General features: G+C 56.9%; 32 protein-coding genes. 31 read left to right on the forward strand and 1 reads right to left on the reverse strand.

Annotated features, from left to right (window positions below):
• Positions 1–5: 5 nt before the first annotated feature.
• The 30 genes from rpsE to B5F17_RS05740 all read left to right on the forward strand — a co-directional run bounded on the left by rpsE (position 6) and on the right by B5F17_RS05740 (position 21,105).
• A complete protein-coding gene (gene rpsE / locus B5F17_RS05595) occupies positions 6–509 on the forward strand; it encodes a 30S ribosomal protein S5 (protein ID WP_016148776.1) in 504 nt (167 codons plus the stop codon).
• A gap of 17 nt (positions 510–526) precedes the next feature.
• Entirely contained in the window at positions 527–709 is a 183-nt protein-coding gene (gene rpmD, locus B5F17_RS05600) for a 50S ribosomal protein L30 (protein ID WP_016148775.1), read from the forward strand.
• A gap of 4 nt (positions 710–713) precedes the next feature.
• Positions 714–1,154 carry a 50S ribosomal protein L15 gene (gene rplO, locus B5F17_RS05605; protein WP_016148774.1) on the forward strand — a complete coding sequence of 147 codons (441 nt, stop codon included), beginning with the start codon at positions 714–716 and terminating at the stop codon, positions 1,152–1,154.
• Between the two features lies 1 nt (position 1,155).
• Positions 1,156–2,436 carry a preprotein translocase subunit SecY gene (gene secY / locus B5F17_RS05610; RefSeq protein ID WP_016148773.1) on the forward strand — a complete coding sequence of 427 codons (1,281 nt, stop codon included), beginning with the start codon at positions 1,156–1,158 and terminating at the stop codon, positions 2,434–2,436.
• 17 nt (positions 2,437–2,453) lie between these two features.
• Entirely contained in the window at positions 2,454–3,083 is a 630-nt protein-coding gene (locus B5F17_RS05615) for an adenylate kinase (RefSeq protein WP_087371691.1), read from the forward strand.
• Positions 3,084–3,086: 3 nt separating this feature from the next.
• Positions 3,087–3,851: a type I methionyl aminopeptidase gene (gene map, locus B5F17_RS05620; protein ID WP_016148771.1), complete on the forward strand. Its 765-nt coding sequence runs from the start codon at positions 3,087–3,089 to the stop codon at positions 3,849–3,851.
• Positions 3,852–3,853: 2 nt separating this feature from the next.
• Positions 3,854–4,156 carry a KOW domain-containing RNA-binding protein gene (locus tag B5F17_RS05625; protein WP_016148770.1) on the forward strand — a complete coding sequence of 101 codons (303 nt, stop codon included), beginning with the start codon at positions 3,854–3,856 and terminating at the stop codon, positions 4,154–4,156.
• On the forward strand, positions 4,149–4,367 hold the full coding sequence (infA, locus tag B5F17_RS05630; protein ID WP_016148769.1) for a translation initiation factor IF-1: 219 nt from the start codon (positions 4,149–4,151) through the stop codon (positions 4,365–4,367). The genes B5F17_RS05625 and infA overlap by 8 nt, the downstream gene beginning before the upstream one ends.
• A 95-nt stretch (positions 4,368–4,462) precedes the next feature.
• The gene (gene rpmJ / locus B5F17_RS05635; protein WP_016148768.1) at positions 4,463–4,576 is read left to right on the forward strand and encodes a 50S ribosomal protein L36; all 114 of its coding nucleotides are present in this window, start codon (positions 4,463–4,465) and stop codon (positions 4,574–4,576) included.
• A 286-nt stretch (positions 4,577–4,862) separates the two neighbouring features.
• On the forward strand, positions 4,863–5,231 hold the full coding sequence (gene rpsM, locus B5F17_RS05640) for a 30S ribosomal protein S13 (RefSeq protein WP_016148767.1): 369 nt from the start codon (positions 4,863–4,865) through the stop codon (positions 5,229–5,231).
• Positions 5,232–5,245: 14 nt separating this feature from the next.
• Positions 5,246–5,650 (forward strand): 30S ribosomal protein S11, encoded by a 405-nt coding sequence (gene rpsK, locus B5F17_RS05645; protein ID WP_016148766.1) that lies wholly within the window; start codon positions 5,246–5,248, stop codon positions 5,648–5,650.
• 18 nt (positions 5,651–5,668) lie between these two features.
• Positions 5,669–6,262 carry a 30S ribosomal protein S4 gene (gene rpsD, locus B5F17_RS05650; protein ID WP_016148765.1) on the forward strand — a complete coding sequence of 198 codons (594 nt, stop codon included), beginning with the start codon at positions 5,669–5,671 and terminating at the stop codon, positions 6,260–6,262.
• A gap of 117 nt (positions 6,263–6,379) precedes the next feature.
• Positions 6,380–7,327, forward strand: a complete 948-nt coding sequence (locus tag B5F17_RS05655) for a DNA-directed RNA polymerase subunit alpha (RefSeq protein WP_016148764.1) — start codon at positions 6,380–6,382, stop codon at positions 7,325–7,327.
• 124 nt (positions 7,328–7,451) lie between these two features.
• Positions 7,452–7,793 (forward strand): 50S ribosomal protein L17, encoded by a 342-nt coding sequence (gene rplQ / locus B5F17_RS05660; RefSeq protein WP_016148763.1) that lies wholly within the window; start codon positions 7,452–7,454, stop codon positions 7,791–7,793.
• Positions 7,794–7,997: 204 nt separating this feature from the next.
• Positions 7,998–8,444, forward strand: coding sequence for a hypothetical protein (locus B5F17_RS14640; RefSeq protein WP_143287685.1), 447 nt, complete (start codon positions 7,998–8,000; stop codon positions 8,442–8,444).
• A gap of 86 nt (positions 8,445–8,530) precedes the next feature.
• Positions 8,531–9,265, forward strand: coding sequence for a hypothetical protein (locus B5F17_RS05670; protein ID WP_087371697.1), 735 nt, complete (start codon positions 8,531–8,533; stop codon positions 9,263–9,265).
• Positions 9,266–9,398: 133 nt separating this feature from the next.
• Positions 9,399–9,914 carry a flavodoxin family protein gene (locus tag B5F17_RS05675; protein ID WP_087371698.1) on the forward strand — a complete coding sequence of 172 codons (516 nt, stop codon included), beginning with the start codon at positions 9,399–9,401 and terminating at the stop codon, positions 9,912–9,914.
• On the forward strand, positions 9,899–10,507 hold the full coding sequence (locus B5F17_RS05680) for a hypothetical protein (protein ID WP_087371701.1): 609 nt from the start codon (positions 9,899–9,901) through the stop codon (positions 10,505–10,507). The genes B5F17_RS05675 and B5F17_RS05680 overlap by 16 nt, the downstream gene beginning before the upstream one ends.
• 241 nt (positions 10,508–10,748) lie before the next feature.
• Positions 10,749–11,099, forward strand: coding sequence for a DUF805 domain-containing protein (locus B5F17_RS05685; RefSeq protein ID WP_087371703.1), 351 nt, complete (start codon positions 10,749–10,751; stop codon positions 11,097–11,099).
• 168 nt (positions 11,100–11,267) lie between these two features.
• Positions 11,268–11,732 carry a ribosome maturation factor RimP gene (locus tag B5F17_RS05690; RefSeq protein ID WP_016148757.1) on the forward strand — a complete coding sequence of 155 codons (465 nt, stop codon included), beginning with the start codon at positions 11,268–11,270 and terminating at the stop codon, positions 11,730–11,732.
• Positions 11,733–11,795: 63 nt separating this feature from the next.
• Positions 11,796–12,848: a transcription termination factor NusA gene (gene nusA / locus B5F17_RS05695; RefSeq protein ID WP_016148756.1), complete on the forward strand. Its 1,053-nt coding sequence runs from the start codon at positions 11,796–11,798 to the stop codon at positions 12,846–12,848.
• Between the two features lie 23 nt (positions 12,849–12,871).
• Positions 12,872–13,150 carry an RNase P modulator RnpM gene (rnpM, locus tag B5F17_RS05700; protein WP_016148755.1) on the forward strand — a complete coding sequence of 93 codons (279 nt, stop codon included), beginning with the start codon at positions 12,872–12,874 and terminating at the stop codon, positions 13,148–13,150.
• The gene (locus B5F17_RS05705) at positions 13,140–13,541 is read left to right on the forward strand and encodes a L7Ae/L30e/S12e/Gadd45 family ribosomal protein (RefSeq protein WP_016148754.1); all 402 of its coding nucleotides are present in this window, start codon (positions 13,140–13,142) and stop codon (positions 13,539–13,541) included. Before rnpM ends, B5F17_RS05705 begins: the two co-directional genes overlap by 11 nt.
• 109 nt (positions 13,542–13,650) lie before the next feature.
• Complete coding sequence (gene infB, locus B5F17_RS05710; protein ID WP_087371706.1) at positions 13,651–16,017, forward strand: translation initiation factor IF-2; 2,367 nt, start codon at positions 13,651–13,653, stop codon at positions 16,015–16,017.
• 103 nt (positions 16,018–16,120) lie between these two features.
• Complete coding sequence (gene rbfA, locus B5F17_RS05715) at positions 16,121–16,504, forward strand: 30S ribosome-binding factor RbfA (protein ID WP_087371709.1); 384 nt, start codon at positions 16,121–16,123, stop codon at positions 16,502–16,504.
• Complete coding sequence (locus tag B5F17_RS05720; RefSeq protein ID WP_087371712.1) at positions 16,501–17,466, forward strand: DHH family phosphoesterase; 966 nt, start codon at positions 16,501–16,503, stop codon at positions 17,464–17,466. The genes rbfA and B5F17_RS05720 overlap by 4 nt, the downstream gene beginning before the upstream one ends.
• Positions 17,467–18,378 carry a tRNA pseudouridine(55) synthase TruB gene (truB, locus tag B5F17_RS05725; RefSeq protein WP_087371714.1) on the forward strand — a complete coding sequence of 304 codons (912 nt, stop codon included), beginning with the start codon at positions 17,467–17,469 and terminating at the stop codon, positions 18,376–18,378.
• Positions 18,379–18,411: 33 nt separating this feature from the next.
• Entirely contained in the window at positions 18,412–19,314 is a 903-nt protein-coding gene (gene ribF / locus B5F17_RS05730; protein ID WP_087371717.1) for a riboflavin biosynthesis protein RibF, read from the forward strand.
• A 458-nt stretch (positions 19,315–19,772) separates the two neighbouring features.
• The gene (locus B5F17_RS05735) at positions 19,773–20,249 is read left to right on the forward strand and encodes an RNA polymerase sigma factor (RefSeq protein ID WP_162608092.1); all 477 of its coding nucleotides are present in this window, start codon (positions 19,773–19,775) and stop codon (positions 20,247–20,249) included.
• A gap of 1 nt (position 20,250) precedes the next feature.
• A complete protein-coding gene (locus tag B5F17_RS05740) occupies positions 20,251–21,105 on the forward strand; it encodes a DUF3298 domain-containing protein (protein WP_087371723.1) in 855 nt (284 codons plus the stop codon).
• Positions 21,106–21,276: 171 nt separating this feature from the next.
• Here B5F17_RS05740 and B5F17_RS05745 read toward each other — a convergent pair whose 3' ends face one another.
• On the reverse strand, positions 21,277–21,951 hold the full coding sequence (locus B5F17_RS05745) for a hypothetical protein (RefSeq protein ID WP_087371725.1): 675 nt from the start codon (positions 21,949–21,951) through the stop codon (positions 21,277–21,279).
• 506 nt (positions 21,952–22,457) lie between these two features.
• Between B5F17_RS05745 and trmL the strand changes: the two genes are divergently transcribed.
• Positions 22,458–22,958, forward strand: a complete 501-nt coding sequence (gene trmL, locus B5F17_RS05750; RefSeq protein WP_087371728.1) for a tRNA (uridine(34)/cytosine(34)/5-carboxymethylaminomethyluridine(34)-2'-O)-methyltransferase TrmL — start codon at positions 22,458–22,460, stop codon at positions 22,956–22,958.
• Positions 22,959–22,975 lie beyond the last annotated feature (17 nt).

A 22,975-nucleotide genomic window follows, 5' to 3' on the forward strand; every position in this document is an offset into this window, starting at 1 on the left:
AAAACATGGCTAAGTTTGATCGTAACGAGAAGAGAGAGGACGAGTTCAAGGAAACCGTCGTCGCTCTCAATCGCGTATCCAAGACTGTTAAGGGCGGTCGTATCTTCAAGTTTGCGGCTCTCGTAGTCGTAGGCGACGGCAAGGGCACCGTTGGCTTCGGTCTGGGCAAGGCCTCCGAAGTTCCCGACGCGATCCGCAAGGGTATTGAGGATGCAAAGAAGAACCTCATCAAGATTTCCCTCAAGGGCACCAGCATTCCCCACGAGGTAATCGGTGAGTTCGGTGCAGGCCGCGTGCTGATGAAGCCCGCTGCTCCTGGTACCGGTGTTATCGCAGGCGGCGCTGTCCGTGCTGTCGTTGAGGCAGCTGGCATTAAGGATATCCGTACCAAGTGCCTGCGTTCCAACAATCCGCAGAACGTTGTAACCGCAACCATCGAGGGCCTCAAGAGCCTGCGCAATGCAGCTGAGGTTGCAGCAGTTCGCGGCAAAGACGTAAACGAACTGTAATAGGAGGGGTAATAGACATGGCAAACATTCAGATTACCCTCAAAAAGAGCCTGGCAGGCCGCAAGCAGCAGCACATCGCGACCGCTCACGCTCTGGGTCTTAAGAAAATCAACGACGTAACCGTTCAGCCGGACAACGCTGCAACCCGCGGCAAGCTGGCTCAGATCGGCTACCTCATCGAAATCGTAGAGGAGGCGTAACGACATGAAGCTTCAGGACTTACAGCCCGCTCTGGGTTCTACCAAGAAGGCATACCGCAAGGGTCGTGGCGCTGGTTCCGGTAACGGCAAGACCGCAGGCCGCGGTCACAAGGGCCAGTGGGCTCGCTCCGGCGGCGGCGTTCGCCCGGGCTTTGAGGGTGGCCAGATGCCTCTGGCACGCCGTCTGCCCAAGCGCGGTTTCAACAATATCTTCGGCACCACCTACGCACCGGTTAACGTTTCCGCTCTGGAGCGTTTCGAGAACGGCACCGAGGTTACCACCGAGCTGCTGCTCGAGACCGGTGTCATCTCTAAGGCACTCGACGGCGTCAAGATCCTTGGCAACGGCGAGCTGACCAAGAGCCTTACCGTAAAGGCTGCGGCATTCTCTGCTTCCGCAAAGGAGAAGATCGAGAAGGCAGGCGGAAAGGCCGAGGTGATCTAAGGTGCTCGAGACCATCAAGAATGCGTGGCGGGTCGCAGAACTGCGTAAGAAGATTCTGTACACTCTGTTCATTGTCTTCATCTTCCGCCTCGGTTCTTCTATCCCGGTTCCGTTCGTAGATTTCGCCATGCTGTCTCAGGTCTTTGAGCAGCAGACCTCCAACGGCTCGCTTCTGAGCTTCATGGATGTCTTCACCGGCGGCGGCCTGTCCAATGCGACGATTTTCGCAATGGGCATCACTCCCTATATCAACGCATCGATTATCCTGCAGCTGCTGACCGTTGCCATCCCTGCTCTCGAGCACATGGTTAAGGACGGCGGTGAGGAAGGCCAGAAGAAGATCGCAAGCTGGACGCGCTACGTTGCTGTTCTGCTCGGCTTCGTTCAGGGCTTCTCCTACTACATGCTGCTTAAGAGCTGGGGTCTGCTGACCGAGACCGGCGTCTGGGCTGCAATCGTCATCATCATGGCGTTCACCGCAGGTACTGCGCTGATTATGTGGATGGGCGAGCACATCACCCAGAACGGTATCGGCAACGGTATCTCGATCATCCTTTTCGCGGGCATTATCTCCCGCGGTCCTTCTCTGGCAACTGCAGTTATGCAGCTGTTCAAGACTTCCGCAGTCATCGGCATCCTTATGATCCTGGTCGGTCTGGCGATGGTCGTATTCATCGTCTACATGTCGAATGCTGAGCGCCGCATCCCGATCCAGTACGCAAAGCGCGTTGTGGGCCGCAAGATGTACGGTGGCCAGTCGACTCACCTGCCGATCAAGGTCAACGCAACCGGCGTTATGCCGATCATCTTCGCGTCTTCGATCCTGTCTCTGCCGGCGACCATCCAGATGTTCTGGAATCCCGAGGCAGGCACGGTCGGAGCCTCGATTATGAGCCTGTTCCAGCAGACTTCCCCGTTCTATATCGCACTCTATGCGGTTATGATCTTCGGTTTCTCGTACTTCTACGCTTCGATTCAGTTTAATCCCATCGAGATTGCGAACAACCTGAAGAAGAACGGCGGTTATATCCCGGGCTTCCGTCCCGGCAAGCCCACGTCCGACTTCATTATGAAGGCACTGGGCAAGGTTGTCTTTGTTGGCGCGATCTTCCTGTGCGTCGTCGCGCTGGTTCCGCTCATCATTGGCGCATTCAACTCCAACCTGCGCAATGTTGCACTGGGCGGCACCTCGGTCATCATCGTCGTCGGCGTTGCGCTTGAGACTGTCAAGCAGCTCGAGGCACAGATGATGATGCGTCACCACAAGGGCTTCTTGGAGTAATTTAGGGGGCATTTTCTGTGAATCTGATTCTTTTAGGCGCTCCTGGCGCCGGCAAGGGCACGCTCGCGTCCTATCTGATTGAAAAGATGGGCGTTCCGTCGGTTTCGACCGGCAACATCCTGCGCGAGGCCATTGCCAATAAAACTGAGCTTGGCCAGAAGGCTAAGGCATTTATGGATGCCGGCCAGCTGGTACCCGATCAGCTCGTCATCGACCTGCTGCGTGACCGTATCGCTCAGGATGACTGCAAAAACGGCTTCATCCTGGACGGTTTCCCGCGCACCATCCCGCAGGCCGAGGCACTCGACCAGATCGCTTCTATCGACTGCGCGCTGTCGCTCGAAGTTGATGACGCGGTCATCGAAGGCCGCATGACCGGCCGCCGCGTCTGCCTCAAGTGCGGCGCGACCTACCACATCAAGGCGAACCCGCCCAAGCAGGAAGGCGTCTGCGACGTCTGCGGCGATACGCTGCACATCCGCAAGGACGACAAGCCGGACGTGGTCAAGCATCGTCTTGCGACCTATCACGAGCAGACCGAGCCGCTGAAGGATTACTACGGCGCACAGGGCAAGCTCAAGAGCATCGACGGCGCACAGGGCATTGAACAGACCAAGGTTCTGGCATGCCAGGCGCTGGGTCTGTAAGATATGATTCCGATCAAAACGAATGAACAACTGGAGCGCATGCGCGTCGCCTGCCGGATCACCGCCCTGGCGCGGAAGGCAGCGTATGACGCGGTCGCTCCCGGGGTTACCACGGACGACATCGACCGGATTGTCCGCAAGACCATTGAGGAGGCGGGCGCTAAGCCCTCCTTCCTCGGTTACGGCGGCTTTCCGGCGAGCGCCTGTGTATCGATCAATGACGAGGTCATTCACGGTATCCCTTCCAAAAAGCGGGTCGTCCGCTCGGGCGATATCGTAAAGATTGACGTTGGTGCCTATATCGGCGGCTTCCACGGCGACTGTGCGTGCACAGTACCGTGCGGGGAGGTCTCCGAAGAGGCCAAGCGGCTGATCGAGGTAACCCGGCAGAGCTTCTATGAGGGCATCAAGTTTGCCCGAGAGGGCTGCCGCGTTTCCGATATCTCGGCCGCGGTGCAAGCCTACGCCCAGGCCAACGGGTTCTCTGTCGTCCGCTCCTTCGTAGGTCACGGCGTTGGCCGCCAGCTCCACGAGTCGCCCGAAGTTCCGAACTTCGGCCGCCCGGGACATGGCGTCCGCCTGCAAAGAGGTATGACCCTTGCGGTCGAACCGATGGTAAACGCCGGTGTGTACGACGTGCGCGTTCTGTCTGACGGCTGGACCGTCAAGACCAAGGACGGCAAGCTGTCGGCACACTATGAAAACACGATCGCCATTACCGATGGCGAGCCGGAAATCTTGACGGCCATCGACGGCGAGGTGCTGTGACCATGTGTTCCCATGTATCTGACCTGGTGATCTCGCTGGCCGGACGCGACCGGGACGAAGTGATGCTGGTCGTGCGCGAGGAGGAGAACTTCCTCTGGCTTGCAAACGGCAAGCTGCGCCGGGCGGAAAAGCCCAAGCGCAAAAAGCGCAGACACACCACGTTTGTCGCACACTGCGACGAACGCACCCGGGAAAAGCTTCTGACAACCGGACGACTCACCAACAGCGATATCCGGAAAGCCCTGTCCATCTGGGCAGGTGAGAACCAAAACACTGACCAAGAAAGGGAAAGCGAACATGGCTAAAGACGACGTAATTGAGCTGGAAGGTACCGTCATAGAGGCGCTGCCCAATGCGATGTTCCAGGTTGAGCTGCCCAACGGGCACAAGATCCTGGCTCACATCTCGGGTAAGCTCCGCATGAACTTTATCCGCATTTTACCCGGCGACAAGGTCACCGTGCAGATGTCGCCCTACGACCTGACCCGCGGCCGCATCACCTGGCGTTCCAAGTAAGACGCCCTTTGTGATGAAAAGGCGGGCGGAGGCTCCAACGTGACCGCGGAGCCGTTATCCACCACCGATCTATTATCTGATGGAGGTTTATTCTCATGAAAGTAAGACCGTCTGTAAAGCCGATCTGTGAAAAGTGCAAGATCATTCGCCGCAAGGGCCGCGTAATGGTCATCTGCCAGAACCCGAAGCACAAGCAGAAGCAGGGCTAATTTAAGGGAAACGACCCTTGGGTTAGAGCGCTCCGCAAACGGCTGCGGCAGGGAAGCAAAAAGACACCCCTGGTCGCAGAACGTGCGGCTGTATCCCACACGGAGGCAAGCAAAGTTCTGTCTCCGGCGCTTCTTTGTGTGGGGATTCCGTTCGGGATTCCCAATATACAAGCGACGGTACCAACAAGCACGTGCGCCCAGGCGCACGGCGCTACAAGGGCGGGGACGGCCCTTAGACTGGTTACCGCACACACGTCCCAGCAAGATACTTTGGAGGTAAATGTAAATGGCACGTATTGCCGGTGTTGACCTTCCGCGTGAGAAGCGCGTAGAGATCGGCCTGACCTACATCTACGGCATCGGACGGAAGCTGTCCAACGAAATCCTGACCAAGACCGGTATCAACCCGGACACCCGCGTTAAGGATCTGACTGAGGAAGAAGCAGCAAAGCTGCGTGAGTGCATCGAGCACGGCTACACCGTAGAGGGTGACCTGCGCCGTGAGATCGGCCTCAACATCAAGCGTCTGGTTGAGATCGGCTGCTACCGCGGCCTGCGTCATCGCCGTGGCCTGCCGGTTCGCGGTCAGCGCACCAAGACCAACGCACGTACCCGCAAGGGCCCGAAGAAGACCATTGCGAACAAGAAGAAGTAAGGAGGGGAGCATAAATGGCTAAGGTTCAGAAGAAGGGCGCTCAGGTACGCACCAAGCGTCGCGAGCGCAAGAATATCGAAAAGGGCGCGGCTCATATCCGCTCCTCTTTCAATAATACCATCGTTACCATCACCGACACCAACGGCAACGCTCTGTCCTGGGCATCCGCTGGTGAGATGGGTTTCCGTGGCTCTCGTAAGTCTACCCCCTACGCTGCACAGACCGCTGCAGAGACTGCTGCAAAGGCAGCTATGGAGCATGGCCTGAAGACCGTAGAGGTCTACGTAAAGGGCCCGGGTTCCGGCCGTGAGGCAGCCATCCGTGCGCTGCAGGCAACCGGCCTCGAGGTAACCATGATCAAGGACGTTACCCCGATCCCGCACAACGGCTGCCGCCCGCCCAAGAGAAGAAGAGTTTAATCAAGGAGGAAACCAATAATGGCAAAGAATACGCAGCCCATTCTGAAGAGATGTAAGACCCTGGGCATTTCCCCTGCAGTTCTTGGTTACTCCAAGGAGACCAAGCGCAACCCGAAGCAGTCCCGCCGCAAGCAGTCCGAGTACGGCATGCAGCTGACCGAGAAGCAGAAGGTCAAGTTCATCTACGGCGTCCTGGAGAAGCAGTTCCGTAAGTACTACGAGAAGGCTGAGAAGAAGCAGGGCATCACCGGTGAGATCCTGCTGCAGGAGCTGGAGCGCCGCCTGGACAACACCGTTTACCGCATGGGTTTTGCAAACACCCGTCGTGAGGCTCGCCAGCTGGTTAGCCATGCACACTTCACCGTAAACGGCAAGCGCGTCAACATCGCTTCCTACCAGGTAAAGCTGGGCGACGTTGTTGCAGTATGCGAGAAGTCCCGCACCTCGACCAAGTTCAAGACTCTGCTCGAGGAGAACGGCAAGAAGGCTTGCCCGAAGTGGATTGAAAAGGCAAACGACTCCTTCGAGGGCAAGATCGTTGCAATGCCTGCTCGTGACGACATCGACTACGAGGTAGCCGAGCACCTGATCGTCGAGCTGTACTCCAAATAAGCCAAACCCTTATTTCCTTGGATTTCTTTTACGCGCTGCCGCGATTTTCGCGGGGCGCGTGAAATTTCCATCGATATTACAAGTGAATTGGCCGCATGAAAAGGAGGGTATCTTACAATGATCGAAATTGAAAAGCCGCGCATTGATTGCGAGGAGCTGGCAGAAGACGGCTCCTATGGCAGATTCGTCGTAGAGCCGCTGGAGCGAGGCTATGGCACGACGCTGGGTAACTCCCTGCGCCGCATCCTGCTGTCGTCCCTCCCGGGCACTGCCGCGACCTCCATCAAAATCGCTGGCGTGCAGCATGAGTTTTCCACCATTCCCGGTGTGAAGGAGGACGTAACTGAGATCGTCCTCAATGTAAAGGGCATCATTGCCAAGCTTTACTGCGATGGTCCGAAGACCGTCTATATCGAAGCCGCAGGCGAAGGCGAGGTCAAGGCCGGTGACATCCATTCGGATGGCGAGGTCGAGATCCTGAACCCGGACCTGCATATTGCGACCCTGATGAGCGACGCGCGCCTGTCTATGGAGATCACCCTGGCATCCGGCCGCGGATACGTTCCGGCAGAGCGCAACAAGCAGAATCAGAACGCGATCGGCGTCATTCCGGTGGACTCGATCTACACCCCGGTGTACAAGGTAAACTATACCGTAGAGAACACCCGTGTCGGCAACACGACCGACTACGACAAGCTGACGCTGGAGATCTGGACCGACCGCACCATCCATGCGCGTGACGCAGTTTCTCTGGGTGCAAAGGTTCTGCGCGATCACCTTGACCTGTTTGTTGATCTCTCGGAGGAGATCGGCTCGAAGTCTACCGTCGTAGAGAAGGCGGAGGCACAGCACGACAAGGTACTGGAGATGACCATCGAAGAGCTGGACTTCTCGGTACGTTCGTTCAACTGCCTCAAGCGTGCTGGCATCAACACGGTAGAGGACCTCATCAACACCTCGGAAGAGGACATGATGAAGGTAAGAAACCTCGGACGCAAGTCGCTCGAGGAAGTCATCGGCAAGCTGGAGGCTATGGGTCTGTCGCTTGCCAAGTCCGAGGAATAAGTTTCCCCGGCCCACGCGCTTGCTGACAAGATCAGGAGCGCCCTGGTAATTTAGCACGAAAGCGGCGGCGTTTTGCCGCGCCGTCGCTTTATATCTATTGACCTATATATGGAGGTACACGAACATGGCAGCAAATCGTAAGCTCGGCCGCACGACCGAACACCGTATGGCGATGCTGCGTGCAATGGTAACTTTCCTGCTGGAGAACGGCAGAATCGAGACCACCCTGGCACGTGCAAAGGAAGTCGCTCCCCTGTGCGAGAAGATGATCACCCTGGGCAAGAAGAACACCCTGGCAACCCGCCGTCAGGCTATGGCTTTCGTTACCAAGGAAGCTGTTGTTGCAAAGCTGTTCTCTGAGATTGCTCCGAAGTACGCTGAGCGTAACGGTGGTTACACCCGCATCATCAAGACCGGTCCCCGCCGTGGTGACTGCGCTGAGATGGCAATCATCGAGCTGGTATAAGTTCAAAGTGTCAGGCGTTAGCGCTTTTTTGTAAAGGTTAACGCATAAAGGTCAGTTCACCTGAGGCGTGCTCCCAGGTGAACTGATTTTTTTTGCCCAAACCACCGCACCCCTAATGGAAGCTTTCGCCAGCCTTTCTCGAAAGGCTGCGGGTTCTCAGGGCAGAGCCCTGAGCCGCGTCCCGCAGGACGCGGAATCCCCCTTTTGATTTTCGCGAAGCGAAAATCAACAAAACTTTCGTTTCACTCGCTCGCCGCAGCGAGCGAAATCCCCCCGCGGCTGAAAGCCGCTCATAAGCCCAACCCGCTGGATTGGGGCTTTTTTCATCCCACAAAATCCCACCTTGCCACCCATACCCGCCTGTGCTACAATAATAAAAAATCATCAAAATTCCGTCCTTATGAAAGGGGAATCCCCTCCATGAATCGAAAGCAAATCGGCCAGATCGGCATGATTGCCAGTGCTTTGATACTCTCCCTAGAGTTGTTCTCACTCAAAATCCTCCAATCACTCGACAAAATCACCGGAGAATGGGAAACCAGCGCATGGAGCTACCTGACCTATCCGACCAGCTTGCTCGCATTGCTGCTCGTCCTCATCGTTTTTGTCGTTTCGCTGGTGCTGTACTTAAACGGAAAAGAAAATCTGTAATCATAATCTCCCTCTTGTATCTGCCATAATCTGTGCTACAATGAGGGAAACAGAGAGATTTTTCCGAATAAACTGGGGGTGTCCTTATGTTGACCCGCATCTGGAAGACCTATAAAAAACAGTGCATCATCGCCATTGTCGCACTCGCCGCTGTCCTTATCCCGCTCTATCTCTATTTCATGTTCCAGACCGGTATCTGGTATCAGGATGCCTTTCTGGTCAAACAGAGAGACGGCAGTTTTCAGGGGAAAAAGGACGGCATACACTATGTATTGCACATCACCCCAACCCAAAACGGTGCACAGATCGACTTTTCGGTGAACGGCCAAAGCCGACAATATGAAGTTGTCAAGACCGAGCTGGATGGAACACGCGGAGCACAATTTTACGAAAATGGCACACCGGTCTTTGAGGGATGTGTACTGACCTCGAACGCCCGCACGCACGATTATATGATCGCGACCGAAGACTTTGACATTGTGGATGGTCTCGATTTTCACATCCGTGGAGACGCAGAGCCTGAGCCAGTGGAATATTTTCCCGGATACGGTACGCAGTATGGCTGGACAGTAATGCGCTTGGAAGAGTCGTACGAGACCCGCGGCGAGCCGCTTATGCTGTTGCCTGCTCTAATTGTAGCCTTCTTTTTGTGGGTGGATATCCTGTATCCCGACTTGTTTTTTGAGCTGCGCTACCGACGGTATGTCGACGGCGACTGCGAGCCGAGCGAATACTATCGTTTCTGGCAGGTCATCGGGCGCGTGGTGCTGGCCATTGTCATTATCATGTGCCTGTGGATGGGTATGCTCAATATCATCTGAGCATGCTCAGGGGCAGTCTGTTAAAATTCAGGATTTACGCCGCAAATTGGACGTGGTAGAATAGGGGGGACTGATAGAAACCCGGACGGTATGGGATATATTTTCCATCTGTCCCTGTATGGAGAAGTAAAAGATGAAACTTGTATTGAGCGACCGCCCTCTGCCGCTTTCGGACAGCCTGGACGCGGACACCCGATATTTCGACCTGTCCAGCTGCCGGATTGCGCACTGTGTCGGCTGCTTTGGCTGCTGGACAAAGACGCCGGGGCGGTGCGTGATTCGTGACGACGCGGTGAGGATTTACCCGGTCATCGCCAAAAGCGAACGCGTCCTATATGTAAGCAGGGTCAAGTACGGCGGCTATGACAGCCCCATGAAAACCATGCTCGAGCGTGCCATTCCGGTGCAGCAGGCGTTCATCCGCGTGCTGGACGGCGAGACGCACCATGTCCAGCGTGCGGTCGAACCCAAACGCGCAGTTATTCTCGCCTACGGCACGACATCGGACGAGGAACGCGAAATTTTCCGTGCACTGGTTGCGAGAAATGCCAAGAACATGAACTTTTCGTCCTATGAGATCCGGTTTGTGACCGAGGACGAGGTAGAACAGGCCGCAGCGCAGGAGGTACGGGCATGGCAGGCATCCTGATTTTGAACGGCAGCCCGCGTGCGCCGCGCTCCAACTCCAAGCGCTACGCCGCGCTGTTTATGAACCGCTGCAAAGTGCAGTGTGAGTACCAGAACATCACCCGAACCAATCACGCCGCGCTGTGCGAGAAGATGAACGAAGTGTCCGACGTGCTGCTGGTCTTTCCGCTGTATGCGGACGGCTTGCCGGTGACGCTGCTTGACTTCCTCAAGACGCTGGAAACCTGTCCGCCGGAGCGCAAACCGGTCATTTCGGTGCTGATTAACTGCGGATTTTTTGAACATCACCAGAACGATATCGCCGTGCGCATGGTCGAGCTGTTCTGCCGTCAGAATGGGTATCGGTTTGGGTCGGTGCTCAAGATTGCGAGCGGTGAGGCCATTTTGGACACGCCGTTTTGTGGGCTGGTGAAGCGCAAGCTCGGGCAGCTTGCGGCGGCGATCGTGCAGGGCAAGGCGCGGGTGCTGCATGTGAGCATGCCGCTGACGCGTGGGATGTTCGTACGGGCATCGACGCGGTACTGGGTCAGCTACGGGAAGAAGAACGGAGTCAGCCGGGAACAGATGGCGGTTATGGAGATTGAGGGGAAGTAAAAGGTTAGGGAAAACCAATCCGGCAGGTTGGTTTTCATGAGCGGCTTTCAGCCGCGGAGATTTGCGCGTCCGCGGACGCGCTGAAAGTTAAGTTTTGGTTGATTTTCCCTTGCGGGAGACGGGAAAATCAAAAAGAGAATTCCGCCGTCTGCGGACGGCGGCCAGCCTGCGCGGCTGGACCGCGCCGGGCCTCAGGCCCGGACCCGATTATCGCCTGAGGGCGGGAAAGGAGAGACGTTATATGGAAACCAATGCTTTTGGTGCATTTATTGAGATGTGGGCGCGTGCGTTTGACTTTTCCGGTCGGACGCGGAGAGCGACGTACTGGGAAGCGTTCCTGATTACGATTGCCATCAGTCTGCTTCTGGGCGCATTTTTCCCCTATGCCGATGTGATTTTCACCGTTTTGGCAGCCATTCCCATGCTGTCTATGGCGGTACGCCGTTTACATGATATCGACAAGCGTGGCTGGTGGGTACTCTTGGGACTGATTCCCTTTGGTGGGATTGCAGTCTGTGTGATGCTGCTGATGGACAGTGACGGCGCAAATCGTTTCGGCGACAGCCCGAAATACGGAAAGGTGCCGCTCTGACCGGCAGAATGTGCGCAAAAAAGACAGGAACCGCTGCAAAAAATTTTCCAGACGGCTTGCATCGGGCAAAAAAAGATGGTATACTAACAAAAGTAGTATGTAAGTTTTTCGGAGAGTGGGGCAACCCACTCTTTCTTATTGCTTATGACCATTTTTGAGGAGGTAGGTATGCAGACCAAGGAACTGATCCGCCGCGTGGAGGAAATGGCGCTGCCGCTGTGCGAGCAGGCAGGCGTAACGCTTTGGGACGTGGAATTTGAAAAAGAGGGTGGCCAGTACATGCTGACCATCACGATCGACCGCGACGGCGGTGTGGACATCGACCACTGCGAGCAGATTTCGCGTGCGATCGATCCCATGCTGGACGCGAAGGACTTTGATTCTCTGCCGCCTTATACGCTGTGCGTGTCCTCGGCAGGCTTGGAACGCCGCCTGAAGAAGCCCGAGCACTTCGCAAAGTACATCGGTGAGACCGTTGAGGTCAAGTTCTACCGTGCGATCGACGGCGCAAAGATCGTCGAGGGCAAGCTGATGGGTTATGATAACGGCAACGTCACCGTCGAGGTCGGCGGCCAGACCGTTGTATACGAGGCTGCGGACGTTGCATCCGTTCGCCTGACCGTGCAGTTTTAAGAGAGAAAGAATGTGTCCTGAACGGGGCACCCGCTAAGATATAAGGAGTGAATCACAACCACAATGATCAATAAGGAATTTTTTGCCGCCCTCGAGCAGCTGGAAAAGGAGAAGGGCATTCCGGTTGACTACATGCTCGACCGCGTCGGTCAGGCACTCATCACCGCATATAAGCGTGAAAACGACGGTATGACCGATAATGTATACGTCGTACCCGACCGTCAGGGCAAGGACATCCGCATGTTTGTCCGCAAGACCGTTGTAGACGATGTTTATGAGCCGTACGAGGAGATGACCGTCGAGGAAGCACGCGAGTATAAGGCTGGCGCAGTTCTGGGCGACGTCATTGACATCGACATCCCGACCAAGTCCTTTGGCCGCATCGCAGCCCAGACCGCAAAGCAGGTCATCATCCAGGGCATCCGTGAGGCAGAGCGCGGCATGGTACTGTCCGAGTTCGAGTCCAAGGAGCATGAAATTCTGACCGCAACCGTTTCCCGTATCGACCCGCGCGGCGGCTACATGCTGGAAATGATCTCGCAGGGTGAAAAGACCGAGGCAATGCTGCCGCTGTCCGAGCAGGTACGCACCGAGCAGTTCAAGGAAGGCGACCGCATCAAGGTTTACGTCATCGAGGTTCGCAAGGGCACCCGCGGCCCGCAGATCCTGATCTCCCGTACCCATCCGGGTCTGGTCAAGCGTCTGTTCGAGCTGGAAGTACCCGAGATTCACGACGGTATCGTAGAGGTTAAGTCCATTGCGCGTGAGGCAGGCAGCCGCACCAAGATCGCAGTCACCTCGAACGACCCGAACGTTGACCCGATCGGTGCATGCGTCGGTACCCGCGGCGCACGTGTCGGCAACATCGTTGACGAGCTGGGCGGCGAGAAGATCGACATCATCAAGTGGAGCGAGGACACCGCTGCGTTTGTATCGGCAGCACTGGCTCCGGCAGATGTTATTTCTGCTACCATGCAGCCCGAGACCAAGGCTTGCCGCGTCATCGTGCCCGACGATCAGCTGTCTCTGGCGATCGGTAAGGAAGGCCAGAACGCACGTCTGGCTGCTAAGCTGACCGGCTGCAAGATCGACATCGCGCCGGCATCGCAGGCCTAAGTTTGTCTGGGAGGACAGCCGTGATGCAGCACAAGAAGATTCCGATGCGGCAATGCCTGGGCTGCCGCACCATGTACGAAAAGCGTGCCCTGATTCGCGCCGTGCGCTCGCCTGAGGGCGAAATCACGCTGGATTTCAGGGGAAAAGCCCCGGGTCGCGGCGCCTATCTGTGTCAAAATCCCGAATGCCTGAAGAAAGCCCGCAAGGCGCGCGCACTGGAGCGTGCCTTCGGCTGCGATATTCCGGCAGAGGTGTATGATGCGCTGGAAAAGCGCATGGAGGAGGCCGGACATGCAGATTGAGCCGCTTTTGGGCCTGATCGGTCTGGCACGCCGTGCGGGCAAGCTGGCAGTCGGTGAAGCGCTGACGGCAGAGCTGGTCGCAGAGGGCCGTGCCCGTGCCATCTTCCTGGCTGAGGACGTGGGCGAGGCCACCCGCCGCAAGGTCATGCGGCACGATGCCCGCGTACCGGTCTTCCGTCTGCCCTGCGCAAAGGCCGAGCTCGGCCGCGCGGTCGGTTTCCCGGACTGCGCTGTGTGCGCCATGCAGGATATCGGCATGGCACAGGCTGCGGCAAAGAAGTTCGCGGACAGCTCGGAGGAGAACCGACTGGCTGCCGCCCGCGTCGCTCAGAAAAAGACGCGCATTGACAGCCGCAAGGGCATCAAAAAGGATAAAAAATCCCGCGGATAATCCGCGTTTGCATATTCCGCCGTGTTCCGAACGGGATTCGGCGGCCTTCCAAAACCACGCGCCGCGTGTGAGCGCGGCCAGGTGGAAATCTTTCTGGAGGTGAACGCCAATGGCATTAGAAAATAAATACCGCGTCCACGAAGTCGCAAAGGACTTTGGCGTGGGCAACAAAGAAGTGACCGATATTTTGGCGAAGTACGCCAAGGCGCCCAAGAACCACATGCAGGTTCTGGAGGATAACGAGCTGAGCCTGATTTTTGAGGTTATGACCCGTGACAATCAGGTTGCCGACCTCGAGGGCGTACTCGAGCGCCAGCAGCAGGCGCGCAGCAAGAAGCTGGCAGAGTCGCGCCAGCAGGCAGCTGCACACAAGCAGGAGGCGAGCAAGCAGCAGGCACAGCAGCCGGCAAAGGACAACAAGCAGTCGTCCCAGCAGCAGCCGCAGCAGCAGGCACAGCCGCAGCAGCACAGCCGCGTTAAGCAGGTACACCGCATCGATACCCGTACCGGCGGCGACGTCAACCTCGACAAGTACGACGAGCGCATTGATTCTCTGGTTTCCGAGAAGGCAGAGCGTATGTCCTCGTCCAGCCAGAAGAAGCAGAAGCTGACCAAGAAGTCCGACCAGCGTGCCAAGCAGCAGGCATCGGGCAAGCGCCGTCAGGAGGAGCAGGAGAAGATGCGCCGCCTGCAGCGTCAGCAGCAGCAGGCTGCTGCCAAGAAGGTACAGCTCAAGGTCTCCATTCCGGACGAGATCAACGTCGGCGAGTTCGCACAGCGCATGAAGCGCACCGCAGCGGACGTCATCAAGGAACTGATGAAGCTGGGCGTTATGGCTTCGGTCTCCGAGACCATCGACTTTGACACCGCGGCACTGGTTGCCGAGGAGATGGGTGCAAAGGTTGAGAAGGAAGTCCATGTCACCATCGAGGAGCGTCTGTTCGACGAGCACGAGGACAAGGACGAAGATCTCAAGCCCCGCGATCCGGTTGTCGTCGTTATGGGTCACGTTGACCACGGTAAGACCTCTCTGCTCGACGCCATCCGTAAGACCAAGGTCACCGAGGGCGAGGCCGGCGGTATTACCCAGCACATCGGTGCATACCGTGTACAGGTAGACGGCAAGCCCATTACCTTCCTGGATACCCCGGGTCACGCGGCGTTCACATCCATGCGTGCCCGCGGCGCACAGGTTACCGATATCGCGATCCTGGTTGTCGCAGCCGACGACGGCATCATGCCGCAGACCATCGAGGCGATCAACCATGCAAAGGCAGCGAACGTACCGATCATCGTTGCCGTCAACAAGATCGATAAGGAAGGCGCAAACCCCGACCGCGTGCTCCAGCAGCTGACCGAGTACGAGCTGGTGCCCGAGGAGTGGGGCGGCGATACCATCGTCTGCAACATCTCGGCAAAGTTTGGCCAGGGCATCGAGAACCTGCTCGAGATGGTTCTGCTGACCGCCGAGGTTTCCGACCTCAAGGCAAACCCCGACCGTCAGGCAAAGGGTACGGTCATCGAGGCAAAGCTCGACAAGGGCCGCGGCCCGGTTGCAACCGTGCTCGTACAGAACGGTACGCTGCATGCGGGTGACGTTGTCGTTGCCGGTACGGCAGTTGGCCGTGTCCGTGCGATGACCGACGACGACGGTAAGAAGATTCAGTCTGCCGGCCCGTCTGTTCCGGTCGAGATCATCGGTCTGGGCGAAGTTCCGGGCGCTGGTGATATCTTCTACGCAGTCGACGACGAGCGCATGGCACGTGAGCTGGTCGAGCAGCGCAAGCAGAAGGAGAAGGACGAGCGCAATAAGCAGTTCCACAAGGTTACTCTGGATAACCTGTTCGCTTCCATTCAGGAAGGCGAGATGAAGGAACTGTCCATCATCGTCAAGGCCGACGTACAGGGTTCGGTCGAGGCACTGCGCGCATCGCTCGAAAAGCTGTCTAACGAGGAAGTACGCGTGCGCGTTATCCACGGTGCAGTTGGTGCGATCAACGAGTCCGACGTTATGCTGGCTGCCGCTTCGGGTGCCATCATCGTTGGCTTTAACGTCCGTCCTGACCGCGTTGCAACCGATTCGGCTGCCGCACAGGGCGTTGACATGCGCATGTACCGCATCATCTACGACTGCATCGAGGAGATGGAGCAGGCGATGAAGGGTATGCTCGCGCCCAAGTTCCGCGAGGCGGTTCTGGGTCACGCAGAGGTGCGCACCACCTTCCGCGTATCCGGTGTCGGCACCATCGCAGGCTGCTACGTTCAGGACGGCAAGATCCAGCGCGCAGCACAGGTTCGTATCGTCCGTGACGGTATCGTCATCCATGAGGGCGTTCTGTCCTCGCTCAAGCGCTTCAAGGACGACGTCAAGGAAGTTGCATCCGGTTACGAGTGCGGCTGCGGCTTCGAGAACTTCAACGACATCAAGGAAGGCGACGTATTCGAGGCCTTCGTGATGGAGGAAATCAAGCAGTAATTTTTCGGGATTGGGGCATCCTAGTCCTGTTACACCGATCAGCCACAAGGGGCGGGCACACTGCCCGTCCCTTGTTTTCATTTGCTCCGAAGGAGGGAGACTTATGGCGAACAATCGCATCGACCGCATTTCCGAACTGTACGGCCGCGCATTGGCCGAAGCCATCCGACAGGTCAAAGACCCCCGTGTGTCCGGCGCATTCGTGTCTGTGACCCACTGTGAGGTCACCAATGACCTGCGCTATGCCAAGGCCTATATCTCGGTTCTGGGCGCAGACGACCAGGCCAAGGAAGTCATGAAGGGTCTCAAGTCTGCTGCCGGCTGGCTGCGCCGCGAGGTCGGACGCGCTGTCCAGCTGCGCTACGCACCCGAGCTGGTGTTCACGCTCGACCACTCGATCGAGAGCGGCGCACACATCAACGACGTCATCCATCAGCTCGCGCGTGAGGGCAAGATGGGCGCACCGGAAAGCGGGGAAGAGGAATGACCGGTACGGCCTCTGAGGCAGCCCGCGCTCTGCTGGCTGCCGACAACATTCTCATTCTGACCCACCGCCGTCCGGACGGTGACACCACCGGCTGTGCGGGTGCGCTGTGCCGCGGCCTGCGCCAGCTGGGCAAGACCGCATATATTCTGGAAAACGTCGAGCTGACCCGACGCTACGAAGGGCTGATCGCGCCGTGCTACGCACCGGCAGACTTTGTGCCCGCTTGCGTGGTCACGACCGACATTGCCGATTACGGTCTGCTGACCGACAACGCAGAACCTTACCGCGACCGTCTGGACGTGGTGCTGGATCATCATCGCTCGAACGCCATGACAGCACCCGTGCGCGTCGTGCGCGAGACCGCCGGCGCGTGCGCCGAGCTGATTGCCGACGTGCTGGACGAGATGGGCGTTGAGCTGACCGCTGACATTGCCGAGTGCCTGTATATCGCACTGTCGACCGACACCGGCTGCTTCCGCTACTCTAATACCACACCCGACACCCTGCGCATCGCGGCGCGCTGCCTGGAAGCGGGTGTGGACGGGGGCGAGATCAACCGCCGCCTGTTCGAGGTCAAGAGCTGGCCGCGCTTTCAGATGGAACGCATCATTTTTGATACCATGGAGTTTTTGATGGACGGCAAGATCGCGCTGGTCATCATCCGCCGCGCGGATATCAACCGCACGGGCGCGGATATGGATGATCTGGACTCCATCGCCTCGCTGACCCGCCAGATCGAGGGTGTACAGGTGGGCATCACCATCACCGAGAACACCGACGGCACGAGCAAGATCTCGGTGCGCACCACCAAGGAAGTGGACGCATCGGCCATCTGTGCCAAGTGCGGCGGCGGCGGACACCTCAGAGCGGGCGGCGCAAGCCTGTCCTGCGGCCCGGATGAGGCGCGTGACCAGATTGTCGACGCAGCCCGTCAGGTGTACGCGGAAAGTGAGCTGGCCTGAATGGAACTGAACGGCATCCTGATTTTCCATAAACCGCAGGATTTCACCTCGCACGACGTGGTCGCCAAGCTGCGCGGCATTCTCAGAACGCGCAAGATCGGTCACGGCGGCACGCTCGACCCGATGGCAACCGGCGTGCTGCCCATCTTCGTCGGCGGCGCGACCAAGGCTGCCGACTACGCCGCCGCGCAGGACAAGACCTACGAGGCCGGGTTCACGCTGGGTTTTTCTACCGACACACAGGACACGACCGGAACGGTCACCGCACAGTCGGAAAAGCGCGTGACCGAGGACGAGGTACGCGCAGCACTTAACACCTTTTTGGGTGCACAGAAGCAGGTGCCGCCCATGTACTCGGCCATCAAGATCGACGGCCAGAAGCTCTACGACCTCGCTCGCAAGGGAAAAGAGGTCGAGCGCCCGGCGCGTGACATCACCATTCTGGACATTGCGCTTTTAAATTTCGACCCGGACAGCCAAAAGGGGGCGTTCCGCGTGACCTGCTCTAAGGGCACTTACGTGCGCACCATCGTGCACGATTTGGGCGAAAAGCTGGGCACCCACGCGGCCATGCACGCACTGACCCGCACCCGTGCGGGCGTGTACGACCTGTCCGAGGCGGTGACGTTCGAGCAGATCGAGCGGGCACGTGACGACGGCACGCTGGAAAGCCTGTTCCGACCGACCGACAGCCTGTTCGTAGACTACCCGGCAGTTACCTTGAATGCCGAGGGACGCGACCGCGCCGCACGCGGTGCGACCGTGTTCGAGCGTCAGACTGACGGCCTCGCGCAGTTTGCACCGGGTACCCTGTGCCGCGTGTACGCGGACGGCAAGTTTCTCATGCTCGGCCGGGTGGATACCCTGGACAAGGGCGGAAACGGCCTCTTTGTCCACAAGAATTTTCGATAAACAGGGGAGAGTCCTCCCCGCTGGAGGTTCCAGATGAAACAGCACAGACCACCGCGTGCCATCGCACTGGGCTACTTCGACGGCGTACACATGGGTCACCGCGCCCTCATGGAACGCGCCGTCCAGCGTGCCCGGGAGATCGGCGGCACATCCGCGGTGTTCACCTTCGACAAACATCCGTCGTCGGTCATGACCGGCCGTCAGGTTCCGCTCCTGACCGCGGGCGCATACCGTCAGGACGAGATCAAACTGCTCGGCGGGGTAGATGAGGTCATCTTTGGACATTTCGAGGAGCTGCGCACCATGGATTGGCGCGATTTCATCCACGAATTGCTCATCGGACGCTTCGGCGCGCAGTATATTATCTCCGGACATAATAATCGCTTCGGCTATATGGGCAAGGGCACCCCGGAGGGTATGGCGGAAGAGTGCAAGAAGGCCGGTATCGGCTACGACTGCATCCCGGACGTCAAGATCGACGGCATCGTCGTGTCCTCTACGTACATCCGTCAGCTCATTTCGCTCGGTGATATGGAGCGTGTGACCAAGTTTTTGGGTCATCCCTATACCATCACCGGCGTGGTGGCACACGGCAGAAAGGTAGGCCGCACCTACGGCGTGCCGACCGTCAATCTGCCCCTGCCGCCCGAGATGGCATTGCCGCCCTATGGCGTGTACGCTACCCGCGTGCGTGTGGACGATCAAGTATACCTCGCCGCAACCAATATCGGCGTCAAACCGACCTTCGTGGACGGCGGCGCACCGACCATCGAACCGCATCTGTTGGATTTTTCAGGCGATCTGTACGGCAAACTCATTCATGTTGAGCTGCATCAGTTTTTAAGACCGGAAAAAGCCTTTGATTCGGTGGAGGAATTGCACGCGGCGATTGAGGAGAATGTCCGCCAGACTAGAGCGTTTTTCGTGGACAAATAAGCACCGCACCCCTAATGAAGCTTTCGCTCAAGCCTTTCTCGAAAGGCTTGCGGAGTCTTGAGGCAGAGCCTCAAGTCGCGTCCCGCAGGACGCGAAATCCCCTTTTGATTCCCGGTGTCCGACCCGGGAATCAATGAAAACAAACAAAAAGGAAAGACCGTCCGACCGGACGGTCTTTCCAGAAATTGCGCGTCCAGCGGGACGCGCTTTTCTTTTTCATTTTGGTTGATTCCGGTCTTTGACCGGAATCAAGAGGAGGTTTCGCCATCTGCGGATGGCGACTCAGGGCTCTGCCCTGAGAACCTGCGGCCTTTTGAAAAAGGCCGGCGAAAACTTCATTTCGCCTGCGGGCGGGTTTCCATACTCCCAACAAAAAATTTTTCCTTTCCCGGGAACAAAACAAAAAAGCCATCCGTGTAAATAGTGTAATGCGCAAGGGACAGAAAGAAGGGAACACGATGAAAGATAAAACCGCGCTGTGCGCAGCCATGGACGCGCACGGTGATATGGTCTATCGATTGGCGCTTTGCCGTCTGGGCACGAAATCGGATGCCGAGGACGTGTATCAGGACGTATTCCTGCGACTGTTCCGAGATGATACGGTATTTCGAGACGATCACCACCTGAAAGCATGGCTCATTCGCGTGACAGTGAATTGCTGTACAGATCTGCACCGAAGCGCATGGTTTCAGAAGAGCGCACCGCTGGAAGAGTGGTCGGCGGACACCGCGCCGGTGCCCGAGGACTACGCCGATTTGTGGAACGCCGTCGCCGCACTCCCGGAGGAGCTGCGCACGGTCATCTATCTGCATTACGTCGAAGGCTATCAAACCGATGAGATCGCGAGCATGCTCAGGTGCCGCCCGGCAACCGTGCGCACTCGTCTGCATCGTGCGAGAAACAAACTGAAATTGAAACTGGAGGAGGACACCTGAAATGAAAAATTTAGAGGAACTCCGAAGGCTGCAAGAAATCCACGCGCCGGAGCAGCTGAAAGAGCGTACACTGGCCGCGATCGAGCAGGGAAAGGAAGTTATTGATATGAAACAGCTGAGAAGAAAAACCAGACGCCGCATTGCGACTGCCGTTACCGGTGTTGCAGCTTGCTTTATCGTAGCCGTCAACGCAAGCCCGGCTTTTGCACTCGGTCTTGCCGATATTCCGGCGCTGGGTGCGCTGGCACGCATTGTCTGCGTGCGCAGTGATATTTATGAGACTGCGGACAGCACGGTGACCGTATCGGTACCCGAGGTGCAGGGCGAGCAGACCGACCGCGTCAATCAGCTGATCGACGAGCAGGTCAAGGCATACGAGGCCAAGGCCGCAGCTGACCTTGCGGAATATAAGGCTGCATTCCTCGCAACCGGCGGCACGGAAGAGGAATTTGCTGCAAAGGACATTCAGGTCAAGGTCGATTATGACGTGAAGTACCAGAGCGATGCAGTGGTTTCCTTTGTTCTGACCGGTTCGCAGGATTGGAACGCTAGCACCGTCGAGCGTCATTACTATAACCTGCGTCTGACCGACGGCAGCGAGATTACCCTCAAAGATCTGCTGGGTGAAAACTGGGTCGAAGAGGCCAATACGCAGATCAAGCACCAGATGGATGTGCACGACGGCGCGAGCGAAATGAAGTATTTCACGGCGGAGGAAGGCGGCTTCCAGACGGTCGATGAAAATACCAAGTTCTATCTGAATGAACAGGGTCAGCCGGTTGTCGTGTTTGAGAAGTTCGAGGTTGCACCGGGTGCAATGGGCGAGCCGGAGTTTACACTGGATTTGACCCACTAAATAATGAAGCTTTCGCTCAAGCCTTTCTCGAAAGGCTTGCGGAGTCTTGAGGCAGAGCCTCAAGTCGCCATCCGCAGATGGCGAAATCCCCTTTTGATTCCCGGTGTCCGACCCGGGAATCAACCAAAACAAACATACAAGAAAAGACCGTCCGGTTGGACGGTCTTTTGATTATTTACTTCCCATCACATTGTTTTCATAGGCAACCACACCAGATACCGAAAAGGGCACAGCTGATCGCCCAAGTAAGTGCAGTTTTCCGCCCCAAGAAACCTGTAAGATCGCAGATGCATCTGGATTTATCGTAGAATCCAGCACAGATGCATGAACTTCCAATGTCAAAGGCAGAGATGCGTCTTTTATGACAAGCGATTTCGGATATTCAGCCGATAAGACCTGACCCATCGAATCTGTGACAAGTCCTAATGTGGTGTTTGCGTCCGGTACCAGAGATAGTTCCAGTTCGTTTGGCAGCAAGATGCGGCCAGAGTTGCCAAACTGCAGAATATCCAGATGAAACTTCCAAGATGTTGTGCCTGCTGTGTAAACTGGATTGCTTTCCACGATCAGATAGGGAAGACACATCGAGCTGTGTTCGGAATCGGAGCGCGTCGCATCACCGAATAAATAGAAGTCGCCAAAGAATACGGTGTTGGGGCTGTGTGCCTGCAAAACCATTGCGATTTTTTCCGTAACGGATGGACGCTGCATCAGCACGGTATACGCAGATGACTGTGGTGTGATGCATTGGATTCGTTGTGCTGTGTACAGGAGATTGTAAAGGACGATCAGAAAAATGCAGGTAAATCCTATAAAAATTTTAGGATAGATTTTAGATAAGATCATAGCGTTACCTCAAATGCAAATATAGGTTAAGGAATTTTTCATGTTGACATGAACCGCGTGATCAAAGGATGTATTGGTTCTACCATAAAAAGGCAAAAGAAACAAGAGGGAAACAGGATAAACTATGACAGGAAAAATTGTCTATGTTCCACAAAGCACAAGAGATATATTATATGCAAAGAAGGTCCAAGACGGTCTTTCTAGAGATTGCGCGTCCTGCGGGACGCGCTTTTCTTTTTTATTTTGGTTGATTCCGGTCAAAGCCCGGAATCAATGGAGAGTTTCGCGCGCTGAGGAGCGCGACCAGGTTCCACCTGGACGGGCCAGCCTGCGCGGCTGGACCGCGCCGGGCCACGGGCCCGGACCCGTTTGTCGCCTGCGGGCGGGAAGCGGGGTGAGATAATGGCTTTTTTGCTCTGCAATTCGCGGAAAAATCCCAAAACCGCTTGAAAAAATCTTATTTTTCACATAAAATAGGGAAAGTAATAAGAGTAGAGAGGCGTTTTATGTTTCATATTGTATTGGTCGAGCCTGAGATCCCGCAGAATACCGGCAACATTGCGCGCACGTGTGCGGTGACAGGAGCTGTTCTGCATCTGGTCGAGCCGCTCGGTTTTTCCATTGATGACAAGCAGCTCAAGCGCGCCGGTCTGGATTACTGGCATTTTCTGGACATCCGGCGCTACAAGAATGTAGAAGAATTTTTTGAAAAGAACCCGAATGGACGGTATTTCTACCTGACCACCAAGGCAAAGCACGCATATACCGACATTTCCTTTGAGGACGGCGATTATTTCCTGTTCGGCAAGGAGACGCGCGGACTGCCCGAGGAAATGCTGATCGAGCATCCCGAGCGCTGCATCCGTATTCCCATGCGTGAGGGCGCACGCAGTATGAACCTGTCCAACTCGGTTGCCGTGACCGTCTTTGAGGCGCTGCGCCAGACCGGTTTTGCCGGACTCGAGCAGGCCGGACGGTTTCCGGGCGAGATGGGCCCGGCACTCTGACCAACAGAAAGGAGAGG

It is taken from the genome of Butyricicoccus pullicaecorum (assembly GCF_002160355.1).
GTDB classification, from domain to species: Bacteria; Bacillota; Clostridia; order Oscillospirales; family Butyricicoccaceae; genus Butyricicoccus; species Butyricicoccus pullicaecorum.

What these genes read in the sequence shown, in the direction of transcription:
- rpsE (WP_016148776.1), top strand. Translation starts at nt 6, where the DNA reads ATGGCTAAGTTTGATCGTAACGAGAAGAGAGAGGACGAGTTCAAGGAA.
- rpmD (WP_016148775.1), top strand. Translation starts at nt 527, where the DNA reads ATGGCAAACATTCAGATTACCCTCAAAAAGAGCCTGGCAGGCCGCAAG.
- rplO (WP_016148774.1), top strand. Translation starts at nt 714, where the DNA reads ATGAAGCTTCAGGACTTACAGCCCGCTCTGGGTTCTACCAAGAAGGCA.
- map (WP_016148771.1), top strand. Translation starts at nt 3,087, where the DNA reads ATGATTCCGATCAAAACGAATGAACAACTGGAGCGCATGCGCGTCGCC.
- B5F17_RS05625 (WP_016148770.1), top strand. Translation starts at nt 3,854, where the DNA reads ATGTGTTCCCATGTATCTGACCTGGTGATCTCGCTGGCCGGACGCGAC.
- infA (WP_016148769.1), top strand. Translation starts at nt 4,149, where the DNA reads ATGGCTAAAGACGACGTAATTGAGCTGGAAGGTACCGTCATAGAGGCG.
- rpmJ (WP_016148768.1), top strand. Translation starts at nt 4,463, where the DNA reads ATGAAAGTAAGACCGTCTGTAAAGCCGATCTGTGAAAAGTGCAAGATC.
- rpsM (WP_016148767.1), top strand. Translation starts at nt 4,863, where the DNA reads ATGGCACGTATTGCCGGTGTTGACCTTCCGCGTGAGAAGCGCGTAGAG.
- rpsK (WP_016148766.1), top strand. Translation starts at nt 5,246, where the DNA reads ATGGCTAAGGTTCAGAAGAAGGGCGCTCAGGTACGCACCAAGCGTCGC.
- rpsD (WP_016148765.1), top strand. Translation starts at nt 5,669, where the DNA reads ATGGCAAAGAATACGCAGCCCATTCTGAAGAGATGTAAGACCCTGGGC.
- B5F17_RS05655 (WP_016148764.1), top strand. Translation starts at nt 6,380, where the DNA reads ATGATCGAAATTGAAAAGCCGCGCATTGATTGCGAGGAGCTGGCAGAA.
- rplQ (WP_016148763.1), top strand. Translation starts at nt 7,452, where the DNA reads ATGGCAGCAAATCGTAAGCTCGGCCGCACGACCGAACACCGTATGGCG.
- B5F17_RS05670 (WP_087371697.1), top strand. Translation starts at nt 8,531, where the DNA reads ATGTTGACCCGCATCTGGAAGACCTATAAAAAACAGTGCATCATCGCC.
- B5F17_RS05675 (WP_087371698.1), top strand. Translation starts at nt 9,399, where the DNA reads ATGAAACTTGTATTGAGCGACCGCCCTCTGCCGCTTTCGGACAGCCTG.
- B5F17_RS05680 (WP_087371701.1), top strand. Translation starts at nt 9,899, where the DNA reads ATGGCAGGCATCCTGATTTTGAACGGCAGCCCGCGTGCGCCGCGCTCC.
- B5F17_RS05685 (WP_087371703.1), top strand. Translation starts at nt 10,749, where the DNA reads ATGGAAACCAATGCTTTTGGTGCATTTATTGAGATGTGGGCGCGTGCG.
- B5F17_RS05690 (WP_016148757.1), top strand. Translation starts at nt 11,268, where the DNA reads ATGCAGACCAAGGAACTGATCCGCCGCGTGGAGGAAATGGCGCTGCCG.
- nusA (WP_016148756.1), top strand. Translation starts at nt 11,796, where the DNA reads ATGATCAATAAGGAATTTTTTGCCGCCCTCGAGCAGCTGGAAAAGGAG.
- rnpM (WP_016148755.1), top strand. Translation starts at nt 12,872, where the DNA reads ATGCAGCACAAGAAGATTCCGATGCGGCAATGCCTGGGCTGCCGCACC.
- B5F17_RS05705 (WP_016148754.1), top strand. Translation starts at nt 13,140, where the DNA reads ATGCAGATTGAGCCGCTTTTGGGCCTGATCGGTCTGGCACGCCGTGCG.
- infB (WP_087371706.1), top strand. Translation starts at nt 13,651, where the DNA reads ATGGCATTAGAAAATAAATACCGCGTCCACGAAGTCGCAAAGGACTTT.
- rbfA (WP_087371709.1), top strand. Translation starts at nt 16,121, where the DNA reads ATGGCGAACAATCGCATCGACCGCATTTCCGAACTGTACGGCCGCGCA.
- B5F17_RS05720 (WP_087371712.1), top strand. Translation starts at nt 16,501, where the DNA reads ATGACCGGTACGGCCTCTGAGGCAGCCCGCGCTCTGCTGGCTGCCGAC.
- truB (WP_087371714.1), top strand. Translation starts at nt 17,467, where the DNA reads ATGGAACTGAACGGCATCCTGATTTTCCATAAACCGCAGGATTTCACC.
- ribF (WP_087371717.1), top strand. Translation starts at nt 18,412, where the DNA reads ATGAAACAGCACAGACCACCGCGTGCCATCGCACTGGGCTACTTCGAC.
- B5F17_RS05735 (WP_162608092.1), top strand. Translation starts at nt 19,773, where the DNA reads ATGAAAGATAAAACCGCGCTGTGCGCAGCCATGGACGCGCACGGTGAT.
- B5F17_RS05740 (WP_087371723.1), top strand. Translation starts at nt 20,251, where the DNA reads ATGAAAAATTTAGAGGAACTCCGAAGGCTGCAAGAAATCCACGCGCCG.
- B5F17_RS05745 (WP_087371725.1), bottom strand. Translation starts at nt 21,951, where the DNA reads ATGATCTTATCTAAAATCTATCCTAAAATTTTTATAGGATTTACCTGC.
- trmL (WP_087371728.1), top strand. Translation starts at nt 22,458, where the DNA reads ATGTTTCATATTGTATTGGTCGAGCCTGAGATCCCGCAGAATACCGGC.